Origin of the sequence: Streptomyces sp. NPDC005805 (assembly GCF_040630445.1) — a bacterium.
Lineage (GTDB): Bacteria > Actinomycetota > Actinomycetes > Streptomycetales > Streptomycetaceae > Streptomyces.
Genome location: NZ_JBEXXN010000057.1, coordinates 1 through 23,400, shown reverse-complemented (window position 1 = coordinate 23,400; position 23,400 = coordinate 1). Strand labels below are relative to the sequence as shown.

15 protein-coding genes and 1 riboswitch are annotated in these 23,400 nt (G+C 70.0%); of the genes, 1 reads left to right on the top strand and 14 read right to left on the bottom strand.

Annotated features, from left to right (window positions below; all coding sequences use genetic code 11):
• Positions 1 to 42: 42 nt before the first annotated feature.
• From ABZ457_RS25250 to ABZ457_RS25225, 6 genes are all read right to left on the bottom strand, one after another.
• Positions 43 to 165: a hypothetical protein gene (locus ABZ457_RS25250; RefSeq protein WP_359161348.1), complete on the bottom strand. Its 123-nt coding sequence runs from the start codon at positions 163 to 165 to the stop codon at positions 43 to 45.
• 143 nt (positions 166 to 308) lie between these two features.
• Complete coding sequence (locus tag ABZ457_RS25245; protein WP_359161345.1) at positions 309 to 1,046, bottom strand: (2Fe-2S)-binding protein; 738 nt, start codon at positions 1,044 to 1,046, stop codon at positions 309 to 311.
• Between the two features lie 202 nt (positions 1,047 to 1,248).
• The gene (locus tag ABZ457_RS25240; RefSeq protein ID WP_359161394.1) at positions 1,249 to 2,133 is read right to left on the bottom strand and encodes an ABC transporter ATP-binding protein; all 885 of its coding nucleotides are present in this window, start codon (positions 2,131 to 2,133) and stop codon (positions 1,249 to 1,251) included.
• 47 nt (positions 2,134 to 2,180) lie between these two features.
• Entirely contained in the window at positions 2,181 to 3,245 is a 1,065-nt protein-coding gene (locus ABZ457_RS25235; protein ID WP_359161392.1) for an iron ABC transporter permease, read from the bottom strand.
• Between the two features lie 128 nt (positions 3,246 to 3,373).
• Entirely contained in the window at positions 3,374 to 4,336 is a 963-nt protein-coding gene (locus ABZ457_RS25230) for an ABC transporter substrate-binding protein (protein ID WP_359161342.1), read from the bottom strand.
• Between the two features lie 172 nt (positions 4,337 to 4,508).
• Positions 4,509 to 4,662, bottom strand: a riboswitch (cobalamin riboswitch).
• A gap of 139 nt (positions 4,663 to 4,801) precedes the next feature.
• Positions 4,802 to 5,380 carry a hypothetical protein gene (locus ABZ457_RS25225; protein WP_359161339.1) on the bottom strand — a complete coding sequence of 193 codons (579 nt, stop codon included), beginning with the start codon at positions 5,378 to 5,380 and terminating at the stop codon, positions 4,802 to 4,804.
• Between the two features lie 199 nt (positions 5,381 to 5,579).
• On the opposite strand from ABZ457_RS25225, the gene ABZ457_RS25220 reads away from it, so the two are divergent.
• On the top strand, positions 5,580 to 7,985 hold the full coding sequence (locus ABZ457_RS25220) for a hypothetical protein (RefSeq protein ID WP_359161336.1): 2,406 nt from the start codon (positions 5,580 to 5,582) through the stop codon (positions 7,983 to 7,985).
• Between the two features lie 119 nt (positions 7,986 to 8,104).
• Here ABZ457_RS25220 and ABZ457_RS25215 read toward each other — a convergent pair whose 3' ends face one another.
• The 8 genes from ABZ457_RS25215 to ABZ457_RS25180 all read right to left on the bottom strand — a co-directional run bounded on the left by ABZ457_RS25215 (position 8,105) and on the right by ABZ457_RS25180 (position 23,001).
• Entirely contained in the window at positions 8,105 to 9,919 is a 1,815-nt protein-coding gene (locus ABZ457_RS25215) for a hypothetical protein (RefSeq protein ID WP_359161334.1), read from the bottom strand.
• 226 nt (positions 9,920 to 10,145) lie between these two features.
• The gene (locus ABZ457_RS25210; RefSeq protein ID WP_359161331.1) at positions 10,146 to 12,425 is read right to left on the bottom strand and encodes a tetratricopeptide repeat protein; all 2,280 of its coding nucleotides are present in this window, start codon (positions 12,423 to 12,425) and stop codon (positions 10,146 to 10,148) included.
• A gap of 103 nt (positions 12,426 to 12,528) precedes the next feature.
• Positions 12,529 to 12,963, bottom strand: a complete 435-nt coding sequence (locus ABZ457_RS25205; protein WP_359161328.1) for a hypothetical protein — start codon at positions 12,961 to 12,963, stop codon at positions 12,529 to 12,531.
• A 129-nt stretch (positions 12,964 to 13,092) separates the two neighbouring features.
• Entirely contained in the window at positions 13,093 to 15,048 is a 1,956-nt protein-coding gene (locus tag ABZ457_RS25200; protein WP_359161325.1) for a tetratricopeptide repeat protein, read from the bottom strand.
• Positions 15,049 to 15,064: 16 nt separating this feature from the next.
• The gene (locus ABZ457_RS25195) at positions 15,065 to 16,213 is read right to left on the bottom strand and encodes a hypothetical protein (protein WP_359161322.1); all 1,149 of its coding nucleotides are present in this window, start codon (positions 16,211 to 16,213) and stop codon (positions 15,065 to 15,067) included.
• Positions 16,214 to 16,221: 8 nt separating this feature from the next.
• Positions 16,222 to 20,592 (bottom strand): hypothetical protein, encoded by a 4,371-nt coding sequence (locus ABZ457_RS25190; protein ID WP_359161319.1) that lies wholly within the window; start codon positions 20,590 to 20,592, stop codon positions 16,222 to 16,224.
• Between the two features lie 88 nt (positions 20,593 to 20,680).
• The gene (locus ABZ457_RS25185; RefSeq protein ID WP_359161317.1) at positions 20,681 to 21,526 is read right to left on the bottom strand and encodes a hypothetical protein; all 846 of its coding nucleotides are present in this window, start codon (positions 21,524 to 21,526) and stop codon (positions 20,681 to 20,683) included.
• On the bottom strand, positions 21,526 to 23,001 hold the full coding sequence (locus tag ABZ457_RS25180) for a hypothetical protein (RefSeq protein WP_359161389.1): 1,476 nt from the start codon (positions 22,999 to 23,001) through the stop codon (positions 21,526 to 21,528). The genes ABZ457_RS25185 and ABZ457_RS25180 overlap by 1 nt, the downstream gene beginning before the upstream one ends.
• Positions 23,002 to 23,400: the final 399 nt, after the last annotated feature.

The following is a 23,400-nucleotide window of genomic DNA, read 5'->3' as shown; positions in this document are numbered from 1 at the left end:
GGGAGGCGACGCTCCGTCACCTCCCGCCGCGCCGAGCTGTGCTCAGCTCTCGGTCTGCTCGTCCTCGGCCTCGTCACGCCACTCGAACGGGGCGTCGATCGCCGGGGTGTGGGACTTCAGACCCTTCTGGGGTTCCTCGGGCTCGGCCCAGCCGTGGTGCGCCATGTGCATCCTCCTGAGGTCGGCACAGGACCCGCCCACTCATGTGCACATCCTGTGCAGTTGCGAGTTCATTGCAGCAAGAGAATAGGGCGGCCGCACCGGGTCCATCAATATCGATTTCCAGCCAGGAGGAAAAAGAGGGGAATTCACCGGGCGAGTGAGCAGTCCTCGCACTTCACTCCGGCGGGCACGCGGTAATAGAGGCAGCAACTGCGCCTGCGGAAGCTCAGATCGGGTGCGGTGAAATTCCCCGTGCCGGCCAGCCGGTCGGTGCTCAGCAAGCCGTCGACCACTTCGGTGAGGGGCCGGCGGAGGTCGGGGTGCGCGGCCAGGATCGCGCGGCCCGCCTCGGCGAGGGCCGACGCCGCGTTCCCGGCCAGCAGCCGGGGCGCCACCTTGACGTGCAGCCCGGCGGCCAGCGCGTCCAGGTGGCGGTGCACGACGACCTCGTAGAGCAGCTCCGCGAGGCGCGGGAGGCCGGGCGCGTACCAGCCGGTGGGGGTCGCGGGCAGGCACAGGGCGGCGCCCTCGTCGGCGCGGCGCAGGCCCTTCAGATCGGGCACGATGCCGTGGACGACGGTGCAGGCCAGCACGGGTGACCAGAGCCGCGCGGCGTGTCCGAGCTGCACCATGGACGCGCCGATGCGCAGTTCGCCGGTGCCGTAGCGGTCGGCGGTCGCCGCGACGAGGTCCGCGGCTCCGCGCCGGTACGTCTCCTCGACCGGGTGCCAGCCGTCGCCCGGATGCGATCCGCCGTCCGGGTCGCCCGGGCCGCCCGATCCGACCGGGCCGCCCAGCTCGACCGCGAAGAACGAGCCGAGGTCCGCCACCTCCTTCAGGGCCGCGGCGACGGACGACGGGGGTGCGGGCCGTAATGCGTTCACATCCATTTCCCTCTTCTCCTCTTCCCCTTCTCCGTTCACGGTGGAGATCTTTCGGGTGCGCACCGGTCCGAGCGCCCCGGAAAGGGGTGAATCACGCCGGTCGAATACCGGGGAATTCCGGTGCCGGGCACGGCGGAGAAACCTCCCCGCATCTCACCCAGAAATCGCGGCGGACGGCTCCGCCGTGGCATCGCCTCCCCGATCACCCCTTTCCGGAAAGGTAGTCCGCCGGTGTGCCGCCGGAGTCCGGGTCCGGGCGGTCCCCGGAGAGCAGGATGATCTGCGGGCGACCGGTGCGGGGGTGCTCGGCGACCTCCGCGTGGACGCGGTAGACCTCGGCCAGCAGCGCGGGCGTGAGGACCTCGGCGGGGGTGCCGGAGGCCACCGCCCGGCCGCCGTCCAGGACGCAGATCCGGTCGCAGAACGCGGCGGCCAGATCGAGATCGTGGAGAGCGACGACGGCCGTGACCCCGAGCCTGCGGACAAGGCGCAGGGTGTCGAGCCGGTGGCGCAGGTCCAGGTGGTTGGTCGGTTCGTCCAGCACCATCGTGCCGGCACGCTGCGCGAGCGCCCGGGCGATGAGCACCCTCTGCTTCTCCCCTCCGGAGAGCCTGCTGAACGGGGCGTGTGCCAGGTCGGCGGCGTCGAGTTCGGCGAGGGCGCCCAGGACGACGGCGCGGTCGTCGGCGTCGTCGCCCTCGAAGGCCCGCTTGTGCGGGGTGCGGCCCATGGCCACGACGTCGTACACCGACAGCTCGAAGTCCCCGGCCGACTCCTGCAGGACGGCGGCGAGCCGGCGGGCGAGGCCCTTGCCGGACATCCGCCGGACGTCCTCACCGTCCAGCAGCACCCGCCCGGAGGTGGGGCGCAGCGCCCGGTAGACCGTGCGCAACAGGGTGGACTTCCCGGCCCCGTTGGGGCCGACGAGCCCCACGACCTCGCCGGGCGCCACGCGCAACGACACCCGGTCCACCAGTGCCCGCCCGTCGGCGACGACCGTCACGTCCTCCAGTTCCAGGGTGCCGGGGGCGGCGGCGGCCGTCGCTGCCGTACCCCGCTCCCGGCCCTGCTCCGCGCCCCGCTCCATGCCCTGCTCCATGCCCCGCTCCATGCCCTGCTGCGTGCCCGGGCCCGTCATGCCGTCCTCCGTCGCATCAGCCACAGGAAGAAGGGCCCGCCGACCAGGGCGGTGAGCAGACCCACGGGAATCTCCTCCGGACTGATCACGGTGCGCGCCACCAGATCGGCCGCGACGAGGAAGGACGCGCCGAGCAGCGCCGCCGCGGGCAGCGCCCTGCGGTGGTCGGCGCCGACGAGGAGCCGCACCACATGCGGCATGATCAGCCCGACGAAGCCGATCTGGCCGCTGACGGCGACGATCGTGCCGATCATCACGGCGACCAGCACGAACAGCGCGGCCCGGAACCGGTGCACGTCCAGACCGAGCGCGGCGGCGGCCTCCTCGCCTCCGAGCAGGAGGTTGAGGGAGCGGCAGACGCCGAGCAGCACGGCGGTGCCGACCAGGACGGCGCCGACGGGAATCCACACCACCGTCCAGGTGGTGCCGGCCAGCCCCCCGAGCATCCAGCGCAGCGCCGACTGGGTCTTGTGCGGGTCGTTGGAGGTGACGACGAGGAAGCCGGCGAGAGCCGACAGCACCTCGGCCGTCGCCACGCCCGCCAGGACCAGTCGCACGGTCGTCATCCGTCCGCCGGACCGGGCCAGGAAGTAGACGGCGACCAGCGCGGTGAGCGCGCCGAGGAACGCGGCCACCGGCAGGGAGAACACGCCGAAGAGGGTCAGGTTGAAGACCACGACGAGCACCGCGCCGACCGAGGCGCCCGACGACACCCCGAGCAGCATCGGGTCGGCCAGCGGGTTGCGCACCAGGGCCTGGAGCGCCATGCCGGTCACCGCCAGCCCCGCTCCCACGACGCCCGCCAGCAGCACACGGGGCAGCCGTACGTCGACGACGATGGTCTCCCGGACCGGGGTCCAGGCCGGTTCGGCGAGCGCCGGGTGCACCTGGTGCAGCAGGATGCCCCAGACCTGGCCCGGCGGGACGGAGACGGACCCGGCCGCGATGGCGACGGTGACCGCACCGGCCAGCAGCGCGCCGAGCAGCACGAGGACGAGCGGGTAGGGGACGCCGGGGCGCCGGGCCCCGGCCGCGGCGGGCGTCCCGGCCCGGCCGTCCACGACGGCCGGGCCGGAGGAGCCCGCCGCCGCCGGGGCCGTCGTGCTCTTGGTGCCCGCCGTGCCTCGCGTGCCCACCGGACCCACCGGACCCGGCCGACCCACCGGACCCGGCCGACCCACCGTGCCGGTCACCTGAAGCGGTCCGGGTGGAGCTGGCGGGCCAGGGACTCCACACCGGCTGGCACCCGGACACCCAGCACCGTGGACGACAGCGGCAGCACCGCGAACCGCTCGTTCCTGATGGCGGGTGCGTCCTTCAGCGCCGGGTTCGCCAGCAGGAACTTCTTCTTGTCCTCGACCGGTTGATCCCCGTAGTCGTAGATGACCACGACCTCGGGCGCCCGCTCCGCGACCTGCTCGAACGACACGTCGCCGAACGACTTGTCCACGTCCGCGAAGAGGTTGACCGCGCCGGCCCGCTCGATCATCTCGTTGCCGATTCCGGCGCCGCCCGCCGTGAAGGCGGTCTTGTCCCCGCTGTCGTACACGAAGACCTTGACCGGCTCGACGCCCTTGAGCTTCTTCTCGACGCCGTCCAGCGTGGCGTGGAGCTTCGCGAGCTGCTTCTCGGCCCGCTCTGGCACGCCGAAGATCCGGGCCACGTTCCGGATCTCCCGGTCCATCTCGGCCATGGTCACGGGACCGGTCGGGCACTCCTCGATGTTGAGGTAGGAGTTGACGCCCGCCTCGCGGAGGGCGTCGCGGCCACGCCCCTCCTTCTCGTCGAAGGTGCTGGCGAAACCGCCGTAGGCGAAGTCGGGTTCGGCGGCGAGCAGGGTCTCGAAGGAGGGGTACTCCTTCGCGATGACCTCGATCCCGTCGTACGCGTCCCGGTACTCGGGGAGGATCCGGTCGTCGAGGTAGGCCGTGCCGGTCATCGACTTCTCCAGCCCGAGCGCCAGCATGACCTCGGTCGCGTGCTGGTTGAGGGACACGGCCCGCCCGGGCGGGCGCTGGTACGTCGTCCTGACCCCGCAGTTCTCGACGGTGACCGGGAAGCCCTCCGCCGCCGAAGCCGCCGGACCTTTGCCCGCGGCGGGCTCCGGGGAACCGGCGCCGCAGCCGGATATCAGCAGGGCCGCCGCGGCCACGGCGGCCGGCAGGCCCGGTAACCGGCGGACGGACCGGGGGGACGGGGCCGCTCGCCGGCCTCTCGGCGCACGGACGGCGGGATCTGCCTGCGGACGGGGTCTCAATGGCAGCACGAAGGAAGCCCTCCTCTCCGGGGAGATCCGCCCCGGTCGTCGTCGAGGAGGCGACCGCGTGAGTCTCCTGGCTCTCGGGTCAGTGCTCGTCCCGGCCTTCCCACCCGCGTACGGGCAGTGGTCTGTTCGGGATCCGCTCGCCGATCACAGTGGCGGTACCGCACCGGATTCACACCGGATTCCTCGTTCCGCCGTCGCCCATTCCGCGGCACATCCTCGCAGCAGGAGCCGGAGCGGGATACACCCCGGCGGGAGCGGCAGCGGTGCGCGGATGCACACGGAGCGCGGACGCGCGCCGCATGCGCCCCCCGGCGCCCTGGCACTCCCCCCGGGCCGGGTGCGGGAACGGCGTCAGCGCCCGGGTCCCGGCCCACCGGCCAGGTCCGCCTCCCCTCCCCCGTCCCCACCCCCACCCTCATCCTCATCGTCCTCGCCCTCGTCGAAGGGGTCGACGAAGATCGACGACAGCGTTCGCTCGACGGGGGCGCCGGCCTCGTCCTCGGTGAGGAGGATTCCGCGGAGCATGTTCAGCGGGTACAGATAGCTGTCCGGGTCACCCGGGACGCCGACGCAGGGGTGGTCCAGCGCGGAGATCTGCCCGGCCGCGCCGAAGAACGGCTCCAGCTCCCCGCTGACGAGGTCGGGGATGTACTTCCACACCATCGTCCGGTGGCGGCGGAACACCTCCCCCACGTACCAGAGCGCACCCTGGACGAAGGGCGTCATCCGCTGGTCGGTGACCTCCTCCATGGTGTTCGCCCGTTCGCGGACCAGATCGTCCACGACCGCCAGGGAGGCCGGGGTGAAGTCCAGCGCGCCGGCGGAGGAGGTCCCCGCGGCCCACCCTTCGTGAGCGTCCCGGCGCTCGTCCAGCCACCTGAGCAGGTCGGGGTGCCGGGTGGGGTCGTACGTCTCGTCAGCTTCGGTCATGCCGTCGACCGTAGTGGACACCGGATCGCCGCCGCGGTGCTCCCCTGCCGACACGCGGAATTCTCAACAACCCTTTGCACATGCGGTGTTGAGAACCCCTAGGGTGTCGGACGGCGGTCGGCGGAAACTGTCACGGGGGCCCAACCGCCCGCCGGCCCGTGCCATCTGAGTCCCATGGCCCCCACGACCAGGGACACGCATGAACACACAGATACCCGTCCGTACCCGGCTCCGGCGACGCCTGGTCTCCTGCCTCGCGGTCGCCTCCGCGGTCGGGATGACGCTCGTCGCCCTGCCCGCCACCGCGAACGCGGCGCCCGGCGACTACGCCAAGGTCACGTCCGGCGGACGGTGCGACAAGATGCACCTCGGCAAGACCTTCGCCCGCACCCCGAACAACTCCGGGGCCCCTACCGGCCAACACCACTGGACGAAGGGCGGCCCGGACGAGGAGTACTACTTCAACCTGGAGTTCAAGGGCTTCGAGGACGTTCCCGCGCCCACCCGCGACGACCTGAACAAGGTCGGCAACACCGACGCGGACGTCAGGAAGTGGGACAAGGCCTACCGGGCGTCGCAGGACCCCGAGGACATGAAGCGCGCCATCTGGGCCCGCTACGCCCGCTACATCCAGGGCAAGCCGTCCCCGAAGGCGTTCGCCAAGTGGGTGCCGCAGAACCTGATCGGCGCCCAGCACTCCCGCGCGAAGGGCGGCGTGTTCGAGCGGAAGACCGTCCAGAACTTCAACCTCGTCGGCCCGGACTGGCTCTGCGAGGTGACCGTCGAGATCTACGACAAGGACGACAGGAAGATCGCCTCCCGGCGGTACGACGCCTACAACAAGCGGACCGGCGACCTGGGCGAGTTCAAGGCCGACGGCAAGCGGAAGACCGGCCAGTTCAAGAACGACAAGATCATCCTTCGCCACAAGGACGCGAAGTACGACTTCACGAAGTCGCGGTTCACGATGTTCGCCGGTGAGAAGCCCAACGGGGCCACCACCAAGGAGTACAAGGCCGAGAACGCCAGGCTGCGCGCCGAACGGGGCGCGGCCAACAACCCGATCCGGATCGCGGAGCGGCGCGCCACGGCGAAGGGGCTGTGGCCGCAGACGAAGTACACCAGGTCCTACCCGGTGTTCAATCCGCAGCCGAACACCCGCACCCAGGGCCCGGTCAACTCCCTCGCCTACGGATCCGGGAAGAACCCGGCACAGGCGCGGCAGATCCAGAACCAGCACAACCAGATGAACACCCGCGGCGCCCTCGGCCGCGGTCCGGGCGGAGTCGACTTCTCCACCCTGGAACTCCAGTACGTGGGCAGCCCGGTCAAGGGCAAGGCGCTGGACTACAGCATGAAGGCCGACTTCATGCCCGACGAGGACACCACCCCCGGCTGGGGCGGGCAGGCGAAACTCGAACTGGCCTCGGACGCCCTGTTCACCTGGCTGGCCCTCACGCCCGACCGGCAGTGGGTGAACCTGAACCCGGACCAGCCGGACAAGATCATGGACCGGGCGTTCGGGGAGACCGACGCCGGACGCGTCCTCCTCGTGGCCGACATGGAGATGAAGCGGGACTTCTCCCGCGCCATGGACCCGGAGAAGTCCCCCGGCAAGGAGTTCATGAACGCGGCCCCCAAGGTCGACGGGGTGCCGTGCTGGGGGTCCGGCCGCAACTGGATCGTGCCCGGCCGGGCGAAGGTCCGCGAGCAGGACGGCGGCATCTACATCCTCGACGCGCCGCTGAAGGTCAACCACGCGGCGATGGACTTCGACACCCCCGTACAGGGCGAGGACTGCTCGAAGAAGCTCACCAAGGAGGAGAAGGAGCGCAGCCACCGGCTGATCACCCGCCACCTCGTTCCGCACGTCGAGAAGCAGATCAACACCGAGAAGAAGTACGCCGATCTGCGCCGCGTCTACAAGTCGCGGGTCGCGGCCGAGTGGATCCGGCAGCAGGACGCCGTGAAGGCCACCGACTTCCGGCCCGTCATCAACAGCAACAACCTCAAGCGGTGGCCGCTGCGCGGCGAGAACGCCGACTGGGACAAGGTCACCGTGTGGAAGGAGATGGTGAAGTCCTTCACCGAGGGCGAGTTCACGTACGAGTGGCCGCTCGGCGACGGACGCGTCTACACCTTCTTCGTCGGCGGCGTCGACTTCTCCGAGGCGCCCAAGCGCAACATCACCCAGGCGGAGTTCCGGCTCCAGCACGAGCGCCTTCCCCGGACCACGAAGGACAGCGTGCGGGCGCAGACCTCCGCGCGGGACGCCGATGTGACGTTCCTCGGCGGGAACGGCTCCGGGAGTACCGACGACGGCAAGCCCGACCCCACGCCCACGCCGACCCCCACGGACCCGGGGAAACCGACACCGACGGACACCCCGTCGACGCCGGCGCCCGATCCGACCACCCCGGCCCCCGGCGACACGGGCGGGCCCACCCAGCCCCCGGCGAAGGACCCCGACGGCGACCTCGCCGACACGGGCTCGGACACCCCGGCGGGCCTGATCGCCGCGATCGCCGCCGCGGCGGTCGCGGCGGGCGGAGCGCTGACGTGGTGGATGCGGCGCCGCCGAAGGGCGGACACCGCGGCCGGCTGAGGACGGGGCCGTCGCCACGGCCGCGGCTGAACGACGAGGTCCCCTCCCTGCCGCTTGCGGCGGGGAGGGGACCTCGTCCCATGAGGACAACCGAGGACAACCGAGGGCGGCCGGTGGGGTCATAGGTGGTCCGCAGGGCCCTCGGTCTCCGCGCCGTCCGCCGCATCCGCCGCGTCCGCGGGCACGAACCGCACCCGCAGGTCCCTGGTGCCGGTGCGCACCACCGCACGCCGGGTCCCCTCGCCCGGGAAGCGGCCGTACGCCGTCAGCACCTGCACGGCGGCCCCGAGGACGAGCGGGTCGAGGGGCGCGTCGTAGTCACCCCACGCGGGCGCCGTCCGGGCCTCGAACCGCCGGCCGTCGCGCAGCACGACCAGGCAGCTGTGCGAGCCGAGCGCCGCGACGGCGACATTGAGATTGGAACCGGCACGGAACCTCCCCGACGCCCACTCCCCCGGCGGCAGTTCGGGCTCGTACGCGGTGCGGGCGACCACTTCGGCGTACTGGGGCCAGCGGGGGTCCGTCTCGTGGTCGGCCACGGCGTAGAAGCCTCTGCCCTGCTCGTGGTGCCCCTCGACCACGGGCCATCTGCGCAGCTCGACCGCTCCGTCGTCCGCGACCGAGCCGGTCACGTCGTAGGTGGTGGCGGCGGACTGCTTCACGGGCGCGGGCGGCGGGACCGGATCGGGCCGCAGCGGAAAGTCGGGCGGCGGGATGTCCCGGTGCCGCAGGTAGGAGTACAGGATGTCCCGGGTGATCTCGGCACCGGCGCCCCGGGCCCCCAACTGCCGCCGGAAGACGTCCTCGGCGTTCCCGGCGTTTTCGGCGTTTTCGGCGGTGTCGTCGGCAGTCCCGGTGCCCTCGCCCTCTCCGGTGTTCTCGGGGCTGTGCGTCCCGGAGGCGTCGAGGAGCTGTTCGAGCAGCTTGCCGTGCGGGTCGAGCCGGTGGGCCCCGCGGGCGAACGCGGCCGTCGGCGACGCCGGGTCCAGTTCGTCCAGCCCCGTGGCGGCGAGCTGGGTGACGCGGTGCAGGGCGGCGCCGTAGAAGGTGGTGCTGCCGTGATCGCCGACGATCCGGTCGGCGGCCACGATCGCGGCCCGCCAGCCCTCCTGCGGCGGGATGACGAGCAGCCCGGCGTCGACCGCCCGGGCCAGGCGTTCCATCACACCGTGCTCCGAATGCCGGGCCCACACATTGGGGTGGAGCACGAGCGCGACCGCGAACTCGTCGGCGGGGAGCGAGGCGACGAGCCGGTGCGGCAGGTCGGGGTGCCTGCCGAGCAGGGAGTGCTCGCTCCACGTCGAGTTGACCACCACGAGGCGGCGCCGCCCGGTCACGCCGAGGCGCTGCCGGTACAGGTCGCGTTGCGACAGGCTGTCCCGGATCCGGTCGAAGCACAGGTCCCCGACCACCTGCGCGCGCGGCACGGCCTCGGGGCAGCTGACGCCCAGCCGTGCGATCTGCTCCTCGTGGGAGACGCCGATGCACGCCGGGAGGACCCGCCCCCACCGCATCAGCTCCCGCCGCGACAGGCCCGCGGGCGTCACCGCGTCGCCGGTGGACTCGGTGACCAGCCGGTTGTACCCGGCGCCGTGGGGCAGCACCACGAGGGGCGTTCCCCGGCGGTACATCGACCGGTGCACGGCGCAGGCGACCATCAGGTCGAAGCGCCGCCGTCTGGCCTCCCGCCAGCTGAGGACGGTGACGCCCAGCCCGCGGAGGTACTCCTCCAGTCCGGCGCCGAACACGGAGCCGGGGTTGACGGTGTACGAGACCTCGATGCCGTCCTGCGGCCGCAGCAGCCGCATCACGTCCCGCAACCGGGTCGCCGAGGTCAAGGTCCGGGCGATACCGAGGACATGGGCCTTGGGGGTCTCGTACGTGTCCCAGCGCGGTGCGGCGTGTTTCGCTCTGCCGCGAGGCTGCAGGAACACGGCCACTCCGGGCGTTCGAAGGGACGGACGGAACAGGAGGTCGAGACGGTCGAGGGCGATGGTACTGAAGCAGCGGCGGACGGCCCGGGAAAGACGGCGGAGTACCCGGTGGGCCGCGCTGCGGGCCGATTCGGTCCTGCCCTCCGGGCCGCTTCGGTCCTGGACGGGCCCGTGGACGGCAAACCCCGGGGAGGCGCGTCCGGCCCCGGCCCCCCGGACGCCTGCGCTACGCGGGGTCGGGCGGCACGGCGGGCGCGCCCATCCGTTCCCGCAGCTCCCGGAGCTTTCGGCGGCTCGCCTCCGCCAACCGGGCGTCGCCGGTCCGTTCCGCCAGCTCGGCGGCGAGGTCCAGTGCCTGGTCGAGCTTGGTGAACTGGTTGAGGCGTCCCGCCCACACGGCCGCGTCGACGACGGCCTCCACCGCCGGACCGAGCTCTCCCAGCGCCGTACGGGCACGGGCGAGGAACAGCCCGACCTTGGACCGCATGGCGTCGTCGGCGGTCTCGCGGGCGTCGTCGGCGGCCCGGTCGAGGACATCCGCCGCCTCCTGGACCCGCCCGGCCGCCAGCAGGGCCTGGCCAAGGTTGTAGCGCTGGACGATCTCGCCGTGCCGGTCGCCGCGGTTGGCGTCGAGGGCCCGCTCGAAGAGGACGACGGCGTCACCCGGGCGCCCTGCGGCCAGGTCCAGCAGCGCCCTGGTCTCGAAGACGATGCCCGGCAGCCGCGGGTCGGCGACGGAACCGAGCAGTTCCGCCGCCCGGTCGAGCTGCTCGGCGGCGCGGTCGTACTCGGCCAGGCCGTAATGGGCGCGGGCCAACTGGTTGCGCATCCGGACCTCGGCGTCCACCCGGCCCTCCCAGCGGGCCGCCTCGATGCCCAGCCGGTGGGACTCGATCCAGTCGGCGTAGTGCTTCCGGCTCTCGAAGAGGGCCCACAGGGACTCGCACAGCCGCCACACCGCGTCGTGCCGGCGCCGTTCGGCGGCGACGCGCATCACGGCGAGGATGTTGTCCTTCTCGGCGTCCAGCCACTCCACGGCCTGCGCGGCGGTGCGGAAGGGACGCGCGGGAACCGTCCCGGCGGGGCCGGGCGCGGCGGGGCCCGGAGCGGCGGTCGCGTCTCCCGCGGCTCCGGACGGGCCGTTGGTTCCGGACGGGCCGGTGGCCCCGGACGGGCCGGTGGTTCCGGACGGGCCGGCGGAGGCCGCCTGGCCCGGAGCGGTGGCCGGGTCTCCGGTGGCGGGCTCCGTCTCCTGGAGGCGGAATCGGTCGCCCAGGACGAGCCGGTCGGCCGCGGCCGTGGTGTCCACGTAGTAGTCGACGACAGCGCCCAGGACCCTGCCGGCGGCCCGCTCCCCCGCGTCCCCGTCCCGTCCCCTCTCCGCCGCGGCACGGGCCCGCGCGTGCGCACGGGCCACGTCGTGGAGCCGGAAGCGGCTGCCCTCGCCGCCCGTCCGGGCCACCAGGTGCACGGCCATGAGGTCGCTCAGCGCGTCGTCGACCCGCTCGGCGCCCAGTGCGGCCGCCAGGCCGGGCGTGAAGGTGGTACCCGGAAGCAGCCCGAGGAGCCGGTACAGGTCACGGGTGTGCGCGGGGAGTTCGGCGGCGACCCCGTCGAGCACGGCGTCCACGCCACCCGCTCCGTCGCCGCCGTTGCCGCCGTCGCGGCCGTCGCCGCCGTCGGGCGTCCGCTCGTGCACCAGGTCCTCCAGGCTGAGGTGGGGACGCTCCAGCAGGCGTTCACCCGCCGCGCGCAGGGCGAGGGGCATGCCCGCGCAGAGTTCCACGAGGTCGGCCGCGGCCTGCTCGTCCGCCGTGTGCCGCCAGCGCCGTACCAGCCGGATCGCGGCCTCCCGGCCCAGCCGGTCCACCGTGACCTCCACCGCGCCGTCCGCCAGCAGCGAGACGAGCCGGACACGGCTGAGGACCACCAGCAGGCCGCCTGCGGGCGCGAGGGAGCGCACCTCGGCCGCGTGGCGGGCGTTGTCGACGACCACGAGCACCGGGCGGGCGGCCGTCGCCGTGCGGAAGAGCGCGGCCCGTTCGGGCTGCCTCGGCGGGATCCAGCTCTCGTCGACGTGCAGCGAGCGCAGCAGGATGCCGAGCACACCGCCGATGTCGACCGCGCCGTCGTGGCGCATGTCCTCCAGGTCCACGTACAGATGCCCGCCCGGGAAGCGCTCGCGCACCTCGGGGCCGTCCGCCCACTGCGCGACCAGCTCGGTCTTGCCGAAGCCGCCGAGACCGGTGACGAGGACCGTGCGCGGTGGTGGCGGCCCGGCGTCGAGCGGGGTGACCAGCCCCCGGAGCACGGCCAGTTCGGCTTCCCGGTTCTCGAAGCCGTCGCGCGGCACGGGGACCTGACGCGGGGTCCACACGGGTGGCGGGGGCCCGAACTCGATGGAGCCGATGTACCCGGCCTGGACCAGCGGGCCCGTGATCACCGCGTCGCCGGAAACCGTGTTGTACGCGACACCGCCGGTGCCGTCGCCGATGCGGCCGTCCACCCGTAACTCCCCTCCGGGGCCGCCGCGCGCGCCCACCCCCGTTTCGCCGACCCAGCGTATTGCCTGCACCGGCCGCGCGGGCGCACGGCCCGCGGCCGGCGTCCTATTCGCGGGTGCGCGGTGCCCCGAAACCGGCCGACCGCACGATGCCCGCCTGCACCACCCCGGCGTGGTACTCGCCCCCGCTGATCGTGTTGTGGACGTCCCGGACCGTGGCCCGGCCCGCGTCCGAGGGCAGTTCGTCGAGCACGGCGCGCAGCTCGGCCGCCGCGGCCGGGTCGGCCAGCAGGGTCCGGCGCAGCCGTGTGCGCCACTCCGCCTCGACGTCCGCGGCGGTCTGCTCGTCCCCGGCCCCCTGCGCTGCGGTGAGCTCACCGCGCGAGGTCTCCAGTTCGCCCTCGACCACGTCCTCCACACCGCCCCGCCGCCCGAAGAACGCGACGATCCGGTCCCGGGCCTCGGTCCACGAGTCCGTCGCCATCTGCTGCACGAACGCGGTGGCCCCGGCCGCGGCCAGGGCGATCAACTCCGCCTCCATGGTTCCCCGTTCCCTCAGCGCTGCCCTACCGGTCGGATGCTCACCCTAAGACCTGCGGGGGCTCGGGCGAGAGGGGTTGGCCGGGCCCGGGGGGCCCTGTGTCGGCACGCCAACCTGCTCCCCGCGGCTTCACCTTCTCATTCCCAATGTCTGAAAAGCGTGTTCAAGCCGGTAGACGTCCCTGTCACTCACTCCGAACTCCCGCCTGAGTCGCTCAAGCGCCGCATAGCAGCGCTCAGTGCTTTGCAAGGTGCCGTACACCTCGAAGTGCGCGAGTTCCCATCCCACCGCTGTGCGAGCCGTAGCGGGATGATCGTCACCGAGCACTTGATCCTGCAGTGAGAACGTCTCGGCGAAGAGGTCGAGGGCGTCCCGGGGGCGCACACCCGACTCGTGATAGGCGCAAGCCAATTCATACGCGGTGGAGAGCACGTCGGGATGGGTCGCCCCCAATACCTGCCGCTGCTCCCCGAGCACCGCTTCGCCGACCTCCACAGCAATGCGCCAATGACCCGCCATCCGTTCGGCGACGGCCCGACGGCTCTTGGTGTGCAGCGTGTCCCTGTGGTCGGCCCCCAGCCGGGTCGTCTGCGCCCGGAGGGTCGTCCGGGCAAGCTCCACCGCATCCGCGACATGCCCACAGCTCCCCAGCGGAACGATCAGGGCAGAGGAGCACCTCAACGTGTCGATCCCTGTGGGGCCGCATACCGAGACGCGGCGTTCCCTCAGCGTCGCCCCCAGTTTCACTGCGTCGGCGTGGCGATGCGCAGAGGTGTAAGCCCGCAGGAGAACGTCGCCGACAGCCAGAACAGCCTCGTCGCCCTCCGTGAACAGTGCCCGGACGCGCCTGTACAGTGCCTCGACTTGTTCCAGGACCGCCTGCCAACGCCCCAGGTCGGACATGTGGTCGTACGCAGCTGCCAGCACGGTCGCGGCCTCGCGCGTGACGATTTCCTGAGAGTCCCGGGCGAGAAGGCAAGGCAGTACCGGCTGCCATCGCGCTTGTGCGCGACGCCGGTCCGGTGCGGAGTCACGTGGGTCCAGTGCCGTCAGCAGGACATCTGCCCAGCGGGCTGCTTCGCTCTTCTCATCCGGGGTAAGGAGGCCGCGCACAGCGGTGCAGTAGACCGGGCTGACGCGCAGAAGAGCGTCGTCGAACGAGCTGAGACCACACTTGCCCAGGATGGGAAAAGCCCTGCTCAGCTCAGCCGGATGAAGATCGATCTCGATACTGAGAGTGTCGTCATGAGGACGGAACAGCGGGCGCGGCCCGAGGGAGCGGGCGGGGAATGGGGTGGGGCCGAGCAGGGCTGCCGCGTCCAGCACGTGAGCCATCCATCGATCGGCACCCGCAAGGCGGTTGCGTGCCTCTTCAATTCTGGCAACGAGGGATCCTGGGTAGTGATCGGGGCCCCTTCCTCCGAAAACGGCCCGCGGACGGTCCCGCAGAGCATGCAGGAAGCCTTCGACCGTCGTATTGCCACGCTGGAGCCAGGCTTCCGCATAGGCGAGTGCCAAGGGCAGGTCGCCAAAGGCGTCCGCGATCCGTTCGGCGTCCTCGATTCCGAGCCGGACGACGTTGGTGCGGAGATAGCCCGCTGCCTCCTGCCTGTCCCAGGGCTCGACGGGCACAACCTCCGCCCAGCCTCCCCACTCGGCAGCGGGCCCGGATGTTGTGATCAGTACGTGCCCGGCCCCGCCACCCCGATGGAACCGGTCGTAGTCGGTCCAGCTGCGCAGACCATCGATCACCACAAGTGAGGGCTTCTCACCGTTGCACGGGGCAACCCCCACCAACGGGTCGCCGTGGTCCAACGAACCTCCTCTGGCCCTGATCCAGTGCACCGATCCGAATCGTGCGGCGTTGAGGTGCACCCACTCGGCGGCGATCTGGCGCTTACCGACGCCGAACGGGCCGGCCAGGACGGTAGTCCCCCAGGGGGCTTGGGACACACGCCGGTCGAGTGCGGCCAAGTGTTGTCGTCGTCCCCAGAAGCGCGGGTTGCGCGGTGGCACAGCACCTGGTCTGTGCTCGGCGGCCGGCCACGGCGTGAGCACCCGTGCTGCGGCCGTCTCGTTGCTCACTCGTCTCTCCCCACCGTCATCGCATGTCCGCCAACCAGTCATTGGTGACAGTCAGATGACTCAGCCCGACGCCCTCCTGAGCCCATCGCTCCCCCTTCAGAAGAACGTCGACGACCGGTTCCAGGTCATGGCCTTCGCCGAGCCACTTCACGAGGGCCTTCGCCTCCTCACGTGTGCGGCTGCGCTCCTTGCCCGGGAGGGGGGTGCCCACGGCGACGAGGTCCCGGTACAGAACACGCGTGGGTCTCACCGGCGGCAGGCCCGAGTCGACGGCTGCGTGCATGGCCTTGAGTGGGATCTCCAAGCCGCTGACGTCGAGGTCTCCGAAATAGCGGATCTCCCTGAACGGCGTCGTGGCATGTCCGCCGGCGCCGTGGTGGGATCCGATGCTGCGCACCGACGCCGTGAATGAGCGGCCGACTCCCCACGCCACACACGCGATGCGGTGCTGGTGTCCGACCTCTCGCAGACGACGGACGAGAGAGGTGTACGTGGCCGAGTTCTCGACGACGAGCAGGACGTCACCACCGCTCAGTGATGTGCTCTGTTCGCCCGGGCTGAACCGGGAAATACGAGCGTTGAGAAGGGGCGGGTCGGTCGGGAAAGCCCTGATCAGCCTATAGAATTCAGCACGCTTCTCAAAAAGAGGGCCGCCGAACCCCTTGTGATCCAGACATTTCTCCGGCTCCGGGAATTCCGTGATGTAAGCGTGTTTTCCGAAGATCTCCAGAGCGCGTTCCCTGAGCGGAACCTCCAACACCGGACCATGCACGGTGTGCAACCAGCTGCTGATGGCTCCATAGGCGACCTCCTGCTTCGGAGTGAATCGCCGCTGTTCCTTGATCAACGCATGCAGTGCGGGGTGATGGAGGGTTCGCCTCCTCGCCTCGGGTTCTCGCGCCGCCCGCAGGGGAAGGAGATGGATTCCCGCCGGCTCTCCAGCCTTTTCACGCATGAGCTGAACGCTGCCACCACTGACGAGAACGGCAAGACACCGGCGCAGTGTCTCTTCCTCCGGGTCACTGTCCGGACCTGCTCGATAAACAGCTCTGAGGGCTTCAAGCAGTTCCGGTCCTCGAACCCGTTTGGCTCCGCAGCCGTTCCACTTCTTCGACTCCGCCCACTGATACAGACTCTCCAGCAAGTCCGCGGAAAGCCGCTCCACTCCTGACGTCATCCGGAAGCCGCTTCACGTGACGAACGCTGGTGGTAACGGACCGCCGCAATGTCACCGCCGGCCCCGTCCCTCAATGAAGCGATGCGCCGACCGACCGATCGATCGGCCACCGAGAGGTACCGGCGCCGCGCCCGGAGGTCGGCATCGTTGCGCATCCTGATGACAAGGGGAAATACGTCCAACGCGGTCTTGTCGTACAGACCTGTGGTGTAGATGAGCTGCACACCGAGTGCGGCTGCCACCGATTGTTGGAGGCGGAGCAGGTAGAGGGCAGAGGCCCGGCCGATCGGGTTGTCGAGGAAGAGAACACCGGAATACTGACGTCGTACCTGGCCCCGGTCGTTGGCGCGGAGCGCAGCCATGGTGCAGTACAGGACGATGGCGGCGGTGAGGATTTGCCCCCCGGAGAAGATGTCCTTGGTCTGCGCCACCCGCACCCGCTCCACGGCCAGCCCCATGTCCGGTTTGAGTACCGTCACGCGGAAGCCGTTGGGTGCGACCGCGGCTTCGACACCCTTCAGCACGAGTTGACGGGCATCACGGTTTCCGCGGCGGTCCTGTCCCTCCTCCGCAGCATCGTCGACAACCCGGCCCAGCAGTTCCGCCAGCACCTCGTCGGTCACCTCGGGAAATCCGATCTGCAGGAACTGCTGCCCGGACCAACTGCCGAGCCCTTCCGGCAACTGGGACAGGCGCTGGGCACGCTTCAGAGTGCGCAATGCGTCCCGGACCTGCTGGACGAACTGGAGCACGATCTGCTTGCGATGGCGGTCGATCGAGTCCAGGTCGATCTCCAGCGTCCGCAGTCGGGGGCGCAGGTCCGCCGCCCACGTACCGGCGTGGACGGGCAGATCGTCCCGCGCGGTGTGGAGCATGACTCTGCGGCTTGGCGACTGCAGTTCTTCGAAACGGGAGTCCGCCGCATGGGCGGCGAGACGGTCGGCCAGCGCCCGCTCAGCCTTCTCCGCGTTGTCAGCGATCCGCTGTGCGGCGGAGTGCTCACCGAGGAGCAGGCCATGACGTTCGCGAGCGGCCGCGGCATCGCCTTCGTATGCCAGGACCATCTCGGGTGGTTCGGCATGCTCCTCGGAAGGCTCGCCGAAGACATCGGCCAGCATCTTGAAGGCGCGAGCAGTCTGACGGGCATCGGCCTGTTCCTGGATCCGCTTGTCCAAGAGGTGCCGGAGGTCGGTGGTGAGCGCTGCGGCCTCGTCCCGCGCTTGCTCCGTCGCCGTGACAAGTCGTTCGCCATGCGCGGCATCGCGCGGTGACCCGTACGGTGCCAGGTCAACAGCGCCCACGTCCGGATGAGCGTCGTCGATAGTGTCCCGAGCAGCCCGGCAGCGCACCACTACCTCGTACAGTGCGTCCAGTCGGGCGCGTGCTGCGGTCACCTGTCGTTCGGCACGCGCCCGGCCGGCGTCCAATGCGGCGGTGTCCACCCCCTCGGAGCCCTTGAGCAGTCCACGGGCCATCTCGCGCTCGCGCTCGGGGACGGAGCCCAACGCCTTCCCCGCGGCCTCCTCCTCCCTTTCGGCCTGCTCCAGGTCCGCCTTGAGGCTGACGCCGACCGCCACCCGACCGTACTCGTCGGCGGCAGCACGGTAGACACTGCGGAGCACCTCCAACGGCTGTTCGGGCATACCGTGCTGCTCGGCCGCATCGCCTTCGGTTCCCCGAACGGGCAGGCCGGCCAATTCGTCCTGAGTGCGGGTAATCGCGGCCCGCAGCATGTCGACCGTGCGCCGGGCGTCTGCCGCGGCGCGGCGGGCGTTCTCCGCTCCGGCGCGGGCATCGGTTGCGATCTGCCGATGCTCTCGTGCCGTCCCGCGCAGTCGCAGCGCTTCTGCTTGCCAACCCGTGATCGGTGCCGCCATACGAACAAGTGCCCTGAGAGATTCGACGCGGCGGTCCAGGGCGGCCTGAGCTTCACCAAGCCCGGAATGGTCAACGCGTGCCGTCCGCAGCCGCTCGGCGGTTTCGTCCCTGAGGTTCTTCGCGGCTGCGGCCTTGCCCCGGGCTTCGAGGACCCGTTCCTCGGCGAGGGTCAGGGCATCGTGCAGAGCAGCAAGGTGCCCCGGGGGACAAGTCTCCCGCCACTGCTCAAGCCGGGCCAGGAATTGGCCATGGTTGCGTAGCGTCTCGTCGAGGACGGCCATTCGCCGATGATGGCCTTCTCTCCGGGCGGTCAGCTCAATGCGCTCCGATTCGCCGGCGCGCTCGTCGTACAGGCCGGGATGGGCCGGTACGACGAAGCCGACTCCTGGAGGCAGGCCCCCCTCTCCCTGGAGCGAGGCCGTCGTTCCCAGAGCAACAAAGCCAGTCGTCGTAAGCCCCTCGGATCCGATGATCTCGGCGGCGACTTCGAGCTGGTCGGCATCATTGCAGAGCACTCCAGTGGTCAACTGAGGGAAGAGCTCAACGAGTTCCGCGCGACGCGCCACATCAGGGATGGAGGCGAGGTACTCCCATCCTGTGCAGGCGGGAATCTGCCGCTCGTGCAACAGGTCGCAGATCCGCACCGCCTCCAGTGACGAAGGCAGCAGGTCGCTCCTCTCCAGCGAGGTGAGTGCGCGTTCGTCCGCCGCCACGGCAATACGGACGTCGATCCTGACGGTCTCGGCATCCTCCTGAGCCCGGGTCAACCGGTCGGAGAGTCCTGCGGCTTCGATGTCGAGTTCCGACCATTCGCCGCCGTACAGGCCGGCGGTCTGGAGGTCTTCGGCGAGCCGTCGCATCGTGTCGTGGGCGGCCCCGTGGTCACGGCGCGCCAAGTCGTGGGCATGCTCGGCATCGGCCAACTCGCCTACTCCCGCCTCGTACTCTGTCCCGATCTGCTCGTAACTGCGCTCCAGACGCTCCACCGTCTGTTTGGCCTCGGCCACTCGCTCACGATGAGCTGCGGCCTCGGACTCGGCCAGAGCAGCCGCCTCCCCCACTTCCAGCCCATCGGGCACCAGTCCGTCCCGTACGGCGGCCACGATCTCCCCCTGGACCTCGATGACCCGGTTGTCCAGGAGACCCGCCCCGGCTTCCGCTTTCGCTGCCGCCGCGACCGCCGCGTCGTGTTCGGCCTGCGCGGTCCGGGCTTCCCCGTCGCTCTCGGCGGCCCGCAGACCGAGTGCGTCCGACTCCTCGTTCAAGTGGCACACCATGCTGTGCAGTGCTTGCCACAGGACTCGGGCGGCCTCGTCACGAGCGGCGAGCGCGGGCCGGGCCGCCGCCTCCGTCTCGGAGACACGCGTCCGCAGACGCCGGGCAAGGGCGACGGCTTCCAGATCCCGGAGGACGGCGGGAACGGCCTGCCAGCCCTTTTCGATCGCTACGGCCTCCTCCCACCCTTGTTGCGCCGCGCGATGATTCTGTTGTGCCTCGTCCAATCGCAACTGCGCCACCAGCTTGGCCATCTGAGTGGCGACTGCGGCCGCGTGCCTGTGCGCCTTCTCGGCCCTGCGAACCTCGTCCTTCAGTTGTGCGGCGGCCTGGTCACGGTCGGCGAGCGACCGCTTCTCGAGGGCGGCACGTGCCCGGACCTGCTGGACGAAACGGTCGAGAGCAAGACGGCTCTCCCTCAGTTTCGCGTCGGCGGCACTCCGCTGCTCCCGTGCCGCGTCCAGCGGTGCCAGGACGGCCAAGGCTTCCCCGACGAACGTCTTCTCCAGTTCCAGGACGCCGCGGTCCGCCAGCTTCCCGGCGTATGTCGTCAGCACCTCGGCGAGGTCTCGTGCGGGCTGAAGTGGCAGAACCGCACTGAGCAGGAAATTGACGAATGCCTGGTCGCTGCCGAGTGAGAAGGCATCTGCCGCTTCTCCCTCGTCACTGTTCATCGCCCGCTGGTACCGGAACAATTCGGGGTCGAGTCCCAGTGCCATGAGCCGGTCTGTCCACTCGCCCTGGAGTTGGAAGTTGCGGTAGCCCAGGGCAGGGTCTTCCACGTCGGCGAGTCTGAGCCGCTCGCAGTATTCGGAGAGGCCGAGGTAGGTGTCGTTCTCCTCGACCGGTAACGTCTCCAGGTCAAGTGTGGGCCCCGGCCGGAAGTGGTACCAGCGCTCGACCAGATCGGACTCGTCGGATGTCCGGCGCTCCTTCCACTGGCTCACCTTTCCGGTCACCAGCCGTTTTCCGCTGGCGGCGTGCGTCCACTCCAGTACGACGTGCGCCACATCCTTGCGCCCCACGAAGCCGGCCAGTGTCCGGGGATTGCGAGTGCCCACGGCGTTTCGGCGCCCAGGCAGCAGGACGGAGAATATGAGCTTGATCAGTACCGACTTACCCCCGCCGTTCTCGAGGAACAGCACGCTTGCAGGTGAAGGACGGCGCAGCGGCTCCTGGATGTCGAAGATGTCGCCCTGCCGGCTGTTGCTCACGGGGGCGCCGACTCCACTCAAGTCGAGCAGGACGTCCTCGTACCGAGCGGCCTGCGGCCCCACCCCTCGCAGCAGGACACGGGACAACTCATACATGGAACAGCCCCTCGTCCGCCGTGCCCGGTGCTTCTGAGTCCACAGCCCGGTCAGCGGACTGCGGCGGAACCGGCCGCAAAGTGCCACGTGAGGAGATCGGCACGACCCCGAGAGCGAGCAGTTCGTCGAATGCGCTGGTAGACGCCATTTCGCGGACCTGAAGCTGGTAGCGCGGGGTTGTCCGGTACCAACCGTCCTCCCCCGCTCCCGCTACCGCCAAGAACCCTTGATCAGTGAGAAAATTGAGAGCCCTGGTGATCATGCCTTTCGTCGAGTTCATCGCCAGTCGGCCGTCTTTGGTGAGAGCCGCTTCCGGACGACGGGCGTACGTGCTCCACACCTTCTCAAGCTCAGGTGCGTCGGCCGGCGTATCCCCACCGGCCTCCGTGGCCGCCGCCTTCTCGCTCAGCCGATCACAGGTATCACGTACCGCCCTGTCCACTGCCTCGGCACTGACTCGCCCCGTATAGCTGTCGTTGGCAAGGTCGTCGGGGCGCGGAAAGGCCAAGGCGGCGACAGCGAGATGGATGATGCCGTGCAGCAGCCTCTCGCCTTCGCCACGCTGCCTGGCAACCCGCACATAGTCCTCGATCTTCGTCTCGAAGACCGAGTTCGGGAGCGCCGCCAGGGCGATACCGATGTCTTCCGTAGCCCCGAGAATCTTCAGACCGAGGCCTCGAGCCGTCCGCTCCGCCAACGCACGGAAATCGCTCTCGGTTCGGTATCTGACCACCAGGTCCCGGTAGGCTCGATCCTTGACAGGCCGCTGCCGCGGACGCATGCCGCAGGCGATGAGCCTCGCGGCGTCCTCTGCGTCGTCCATCGAGATGCCCGGCATCACCCTTCAAACTCCTCGTCTCGCGTGACGTCGTCGTCCGGCTCACCCTCGGGTGCCGTCAAGCGCACCCGAGAGATGAGAAGCTCGTCGCCCCCGAATGAGGGGCTTTCGAGTTCCCCGAGGGTCGGGGTGGCGATCAGCACGGAGTCCTCCCCTCTCAGCACGGCCTCACTGAGGGCCGGGCTGAACGCGTGCACGGCTTCGTGCAGCACCAGCCGCTCGACCGCCGGACCGTGGGCACGCGCCTCGCTCAGCAGCACGCTCAAGGGCCGGGTCTCGTCCACAGCGAGGTCGATGAGCTTCGCCGCGATGCGCTGATCGACCTCGCTGAATCGCGGTGCGTCCCCGTCCGGTTGCACGTCGGGCACGGGCACGGCTCCGGCGTAGACACTGGTCTCCGAACGGACCGTCAGCAGACGACCGACGAGCGTGTTCATCGAGGTCACCGTCGGCGGAGCGGGCGCCACCCCGAATCGGAAGAAGTCGGTGACCGGTCCCACCGCAGTGCCGTTGGGCATGCCGAGCAGTGGTATCAGCAACTGGTTGAAGACATCGATCGCCGCACGCTGGGGAGGCCCGGAGAACTGCTGACGGTCCTGCTCCTTACGGAACAGCGCGCCCGCGCCCTGCAACTTGTTCTGCAACTGCATGTGCCGATGGATGCAGTCCCTGACGATATCGACAAGCCCGGCAGCCTGCTGCTTCTTCCGCGCGTCACGAGCCCCATCACGGTGTTCGGTGATGTTGGTCAGGATGGCGTTCTCGTGTCGGTACCGCGCCTCGATGTGCTCCAGCGCATCCTGCAGCAGGGTAGGAACCTGCTGCTCCCAATCGACAGTCCGCACGTCCCGCCGGGTCGCGTCCAGGTACTGCCGCAAGTACTCCCCGTACTGAACAGTGCGGTACCTGGCCTGCTCTGCGGCAAGTTTCGCGTCCTCCAGCCGACCACGATTGATGAGGTACTCAAGCTTGTGCTCGGCAGCCACCTGCGCTGACTCCACGTCCGTGTCGAGTGCGCCCACCAGAACGTTGATGGCTTCGTCCGTCACCCGCAGGTACACGTGCCCGTCGGAAGTGGAGTGCTCCACGAGCAGCTTGAAGTCGAAGTCGAAGCGACTGTAGTCGCCTGCCCCGTTCACACGGCCGTATCTCCAGGTGAAACCCCGGTCGAGAGTCCCGATGTTGATGAGTTTGTGGAGCACCCATTCGGCGACGGCACGATGCTCGTGCCTCCCCTGCTCCGGCACCTGGAGAGCAGCGAAGTGGCCGACCTGTTCGATGACCTTGGCGTGCTCCGCCCCTTTGTCGAAGTCCATGGCCATCGCGACCTGGTCGATGGTGTGAAGCGCGAGCTCCACCATGTGGTACGGACGAGCGTCGACGCGTCCCAGGCTGCCCTTGTTGTCCTCCAGGGCCTGGAGCGGTGCAGTACACGCAAGCGCTTTCACTCTGCGGACGAGCCCGTCATCCGGCATGTTCACGGATGACTCCGCTGATTCACCACGCACAGCAGGCACTGTAACTATCGGCCGACCCTCCTGGACGGGAAACGCATGGTTTCAGCGCCCATTCCCGACAGACACCCGCTCGGGCCGGTCACTCGCGCCGGCGACGTCCTCACCGAACGCTGCAACGAGGTCCGCCTACAGCAGGTCGGCCGGCAGCCCCTCGACCCCACCGCGCCGTGCTCCGGTTCGCTTGACAGGCGTAGCCGGTACAAGCCGCCAATCAACCTACACCTACCGGCGTTTGGGTCTGGCTCACCCTGGCCGCGCCGACGGGTCTGGTGCAGGTTCGGGTGACAGGTTTGGTCACGCGGCCTGGAGGTCCGGTGTGGTCATGACGGTCTCGTATTCGACGGGTGTCAGGCGGCC

Excerpts from the sequence above, each read along its gene's own strand:
- ABZ457_RS25205 (WP_359161328.1), bottom strand. The coding sequence starts at position 12,963 with ATGGAGGCGGAGTTGATCGCCCTGGCCGCGGCCGGGGCCACCGCGTTC.
- ABZ457_RS25225 (WP_359161339.1), bottom strand. The coding sequence starts at position 5,380 with ATGACCGAAGCTGACGAGACGTACGACCCCACCCGGCACCCCGACCTG.
- ABZ457_RS25240 (WP_359161394.1), bottom strand. The coding sequence starts at position 2,133 with ATGGAGCGGGGCGCGGAGCAGGGCCGGGAGCGGGGTACGGCAGCGACG.
- ABZ457_RS25180 (WP_359161389.1), bottom strand. The coding sequence starts at position 23,001 with ATGCCGGATGACGGGCTCGTCCGCAGAGTGAAAGCGCTTGCGTGTACT.
- ABZ457_RS25250 (WP_359161348.1), bottom strand. The coding sequence starts at position 165 with ATGGCGCACCACGGCTGGGCCGAGCCCGAGGAACCCCAGAAGGGTCTG.
- ABZ457_RS25185 (WP_359161317.1), bottom strand. The coding sequence starts at position 21,526 with ATGCCGGGCATCTCGATGGACGACGCAGAGGACGCCGCGAGGCTCATC.
- ABZ457_RS25220 (WP_359161336.1), top strand. The coding sequence starts at position 5,580 with ATGAACACACAGATACCCGTCCGTACCCGGCTCCGGCGACGCCTGGTC.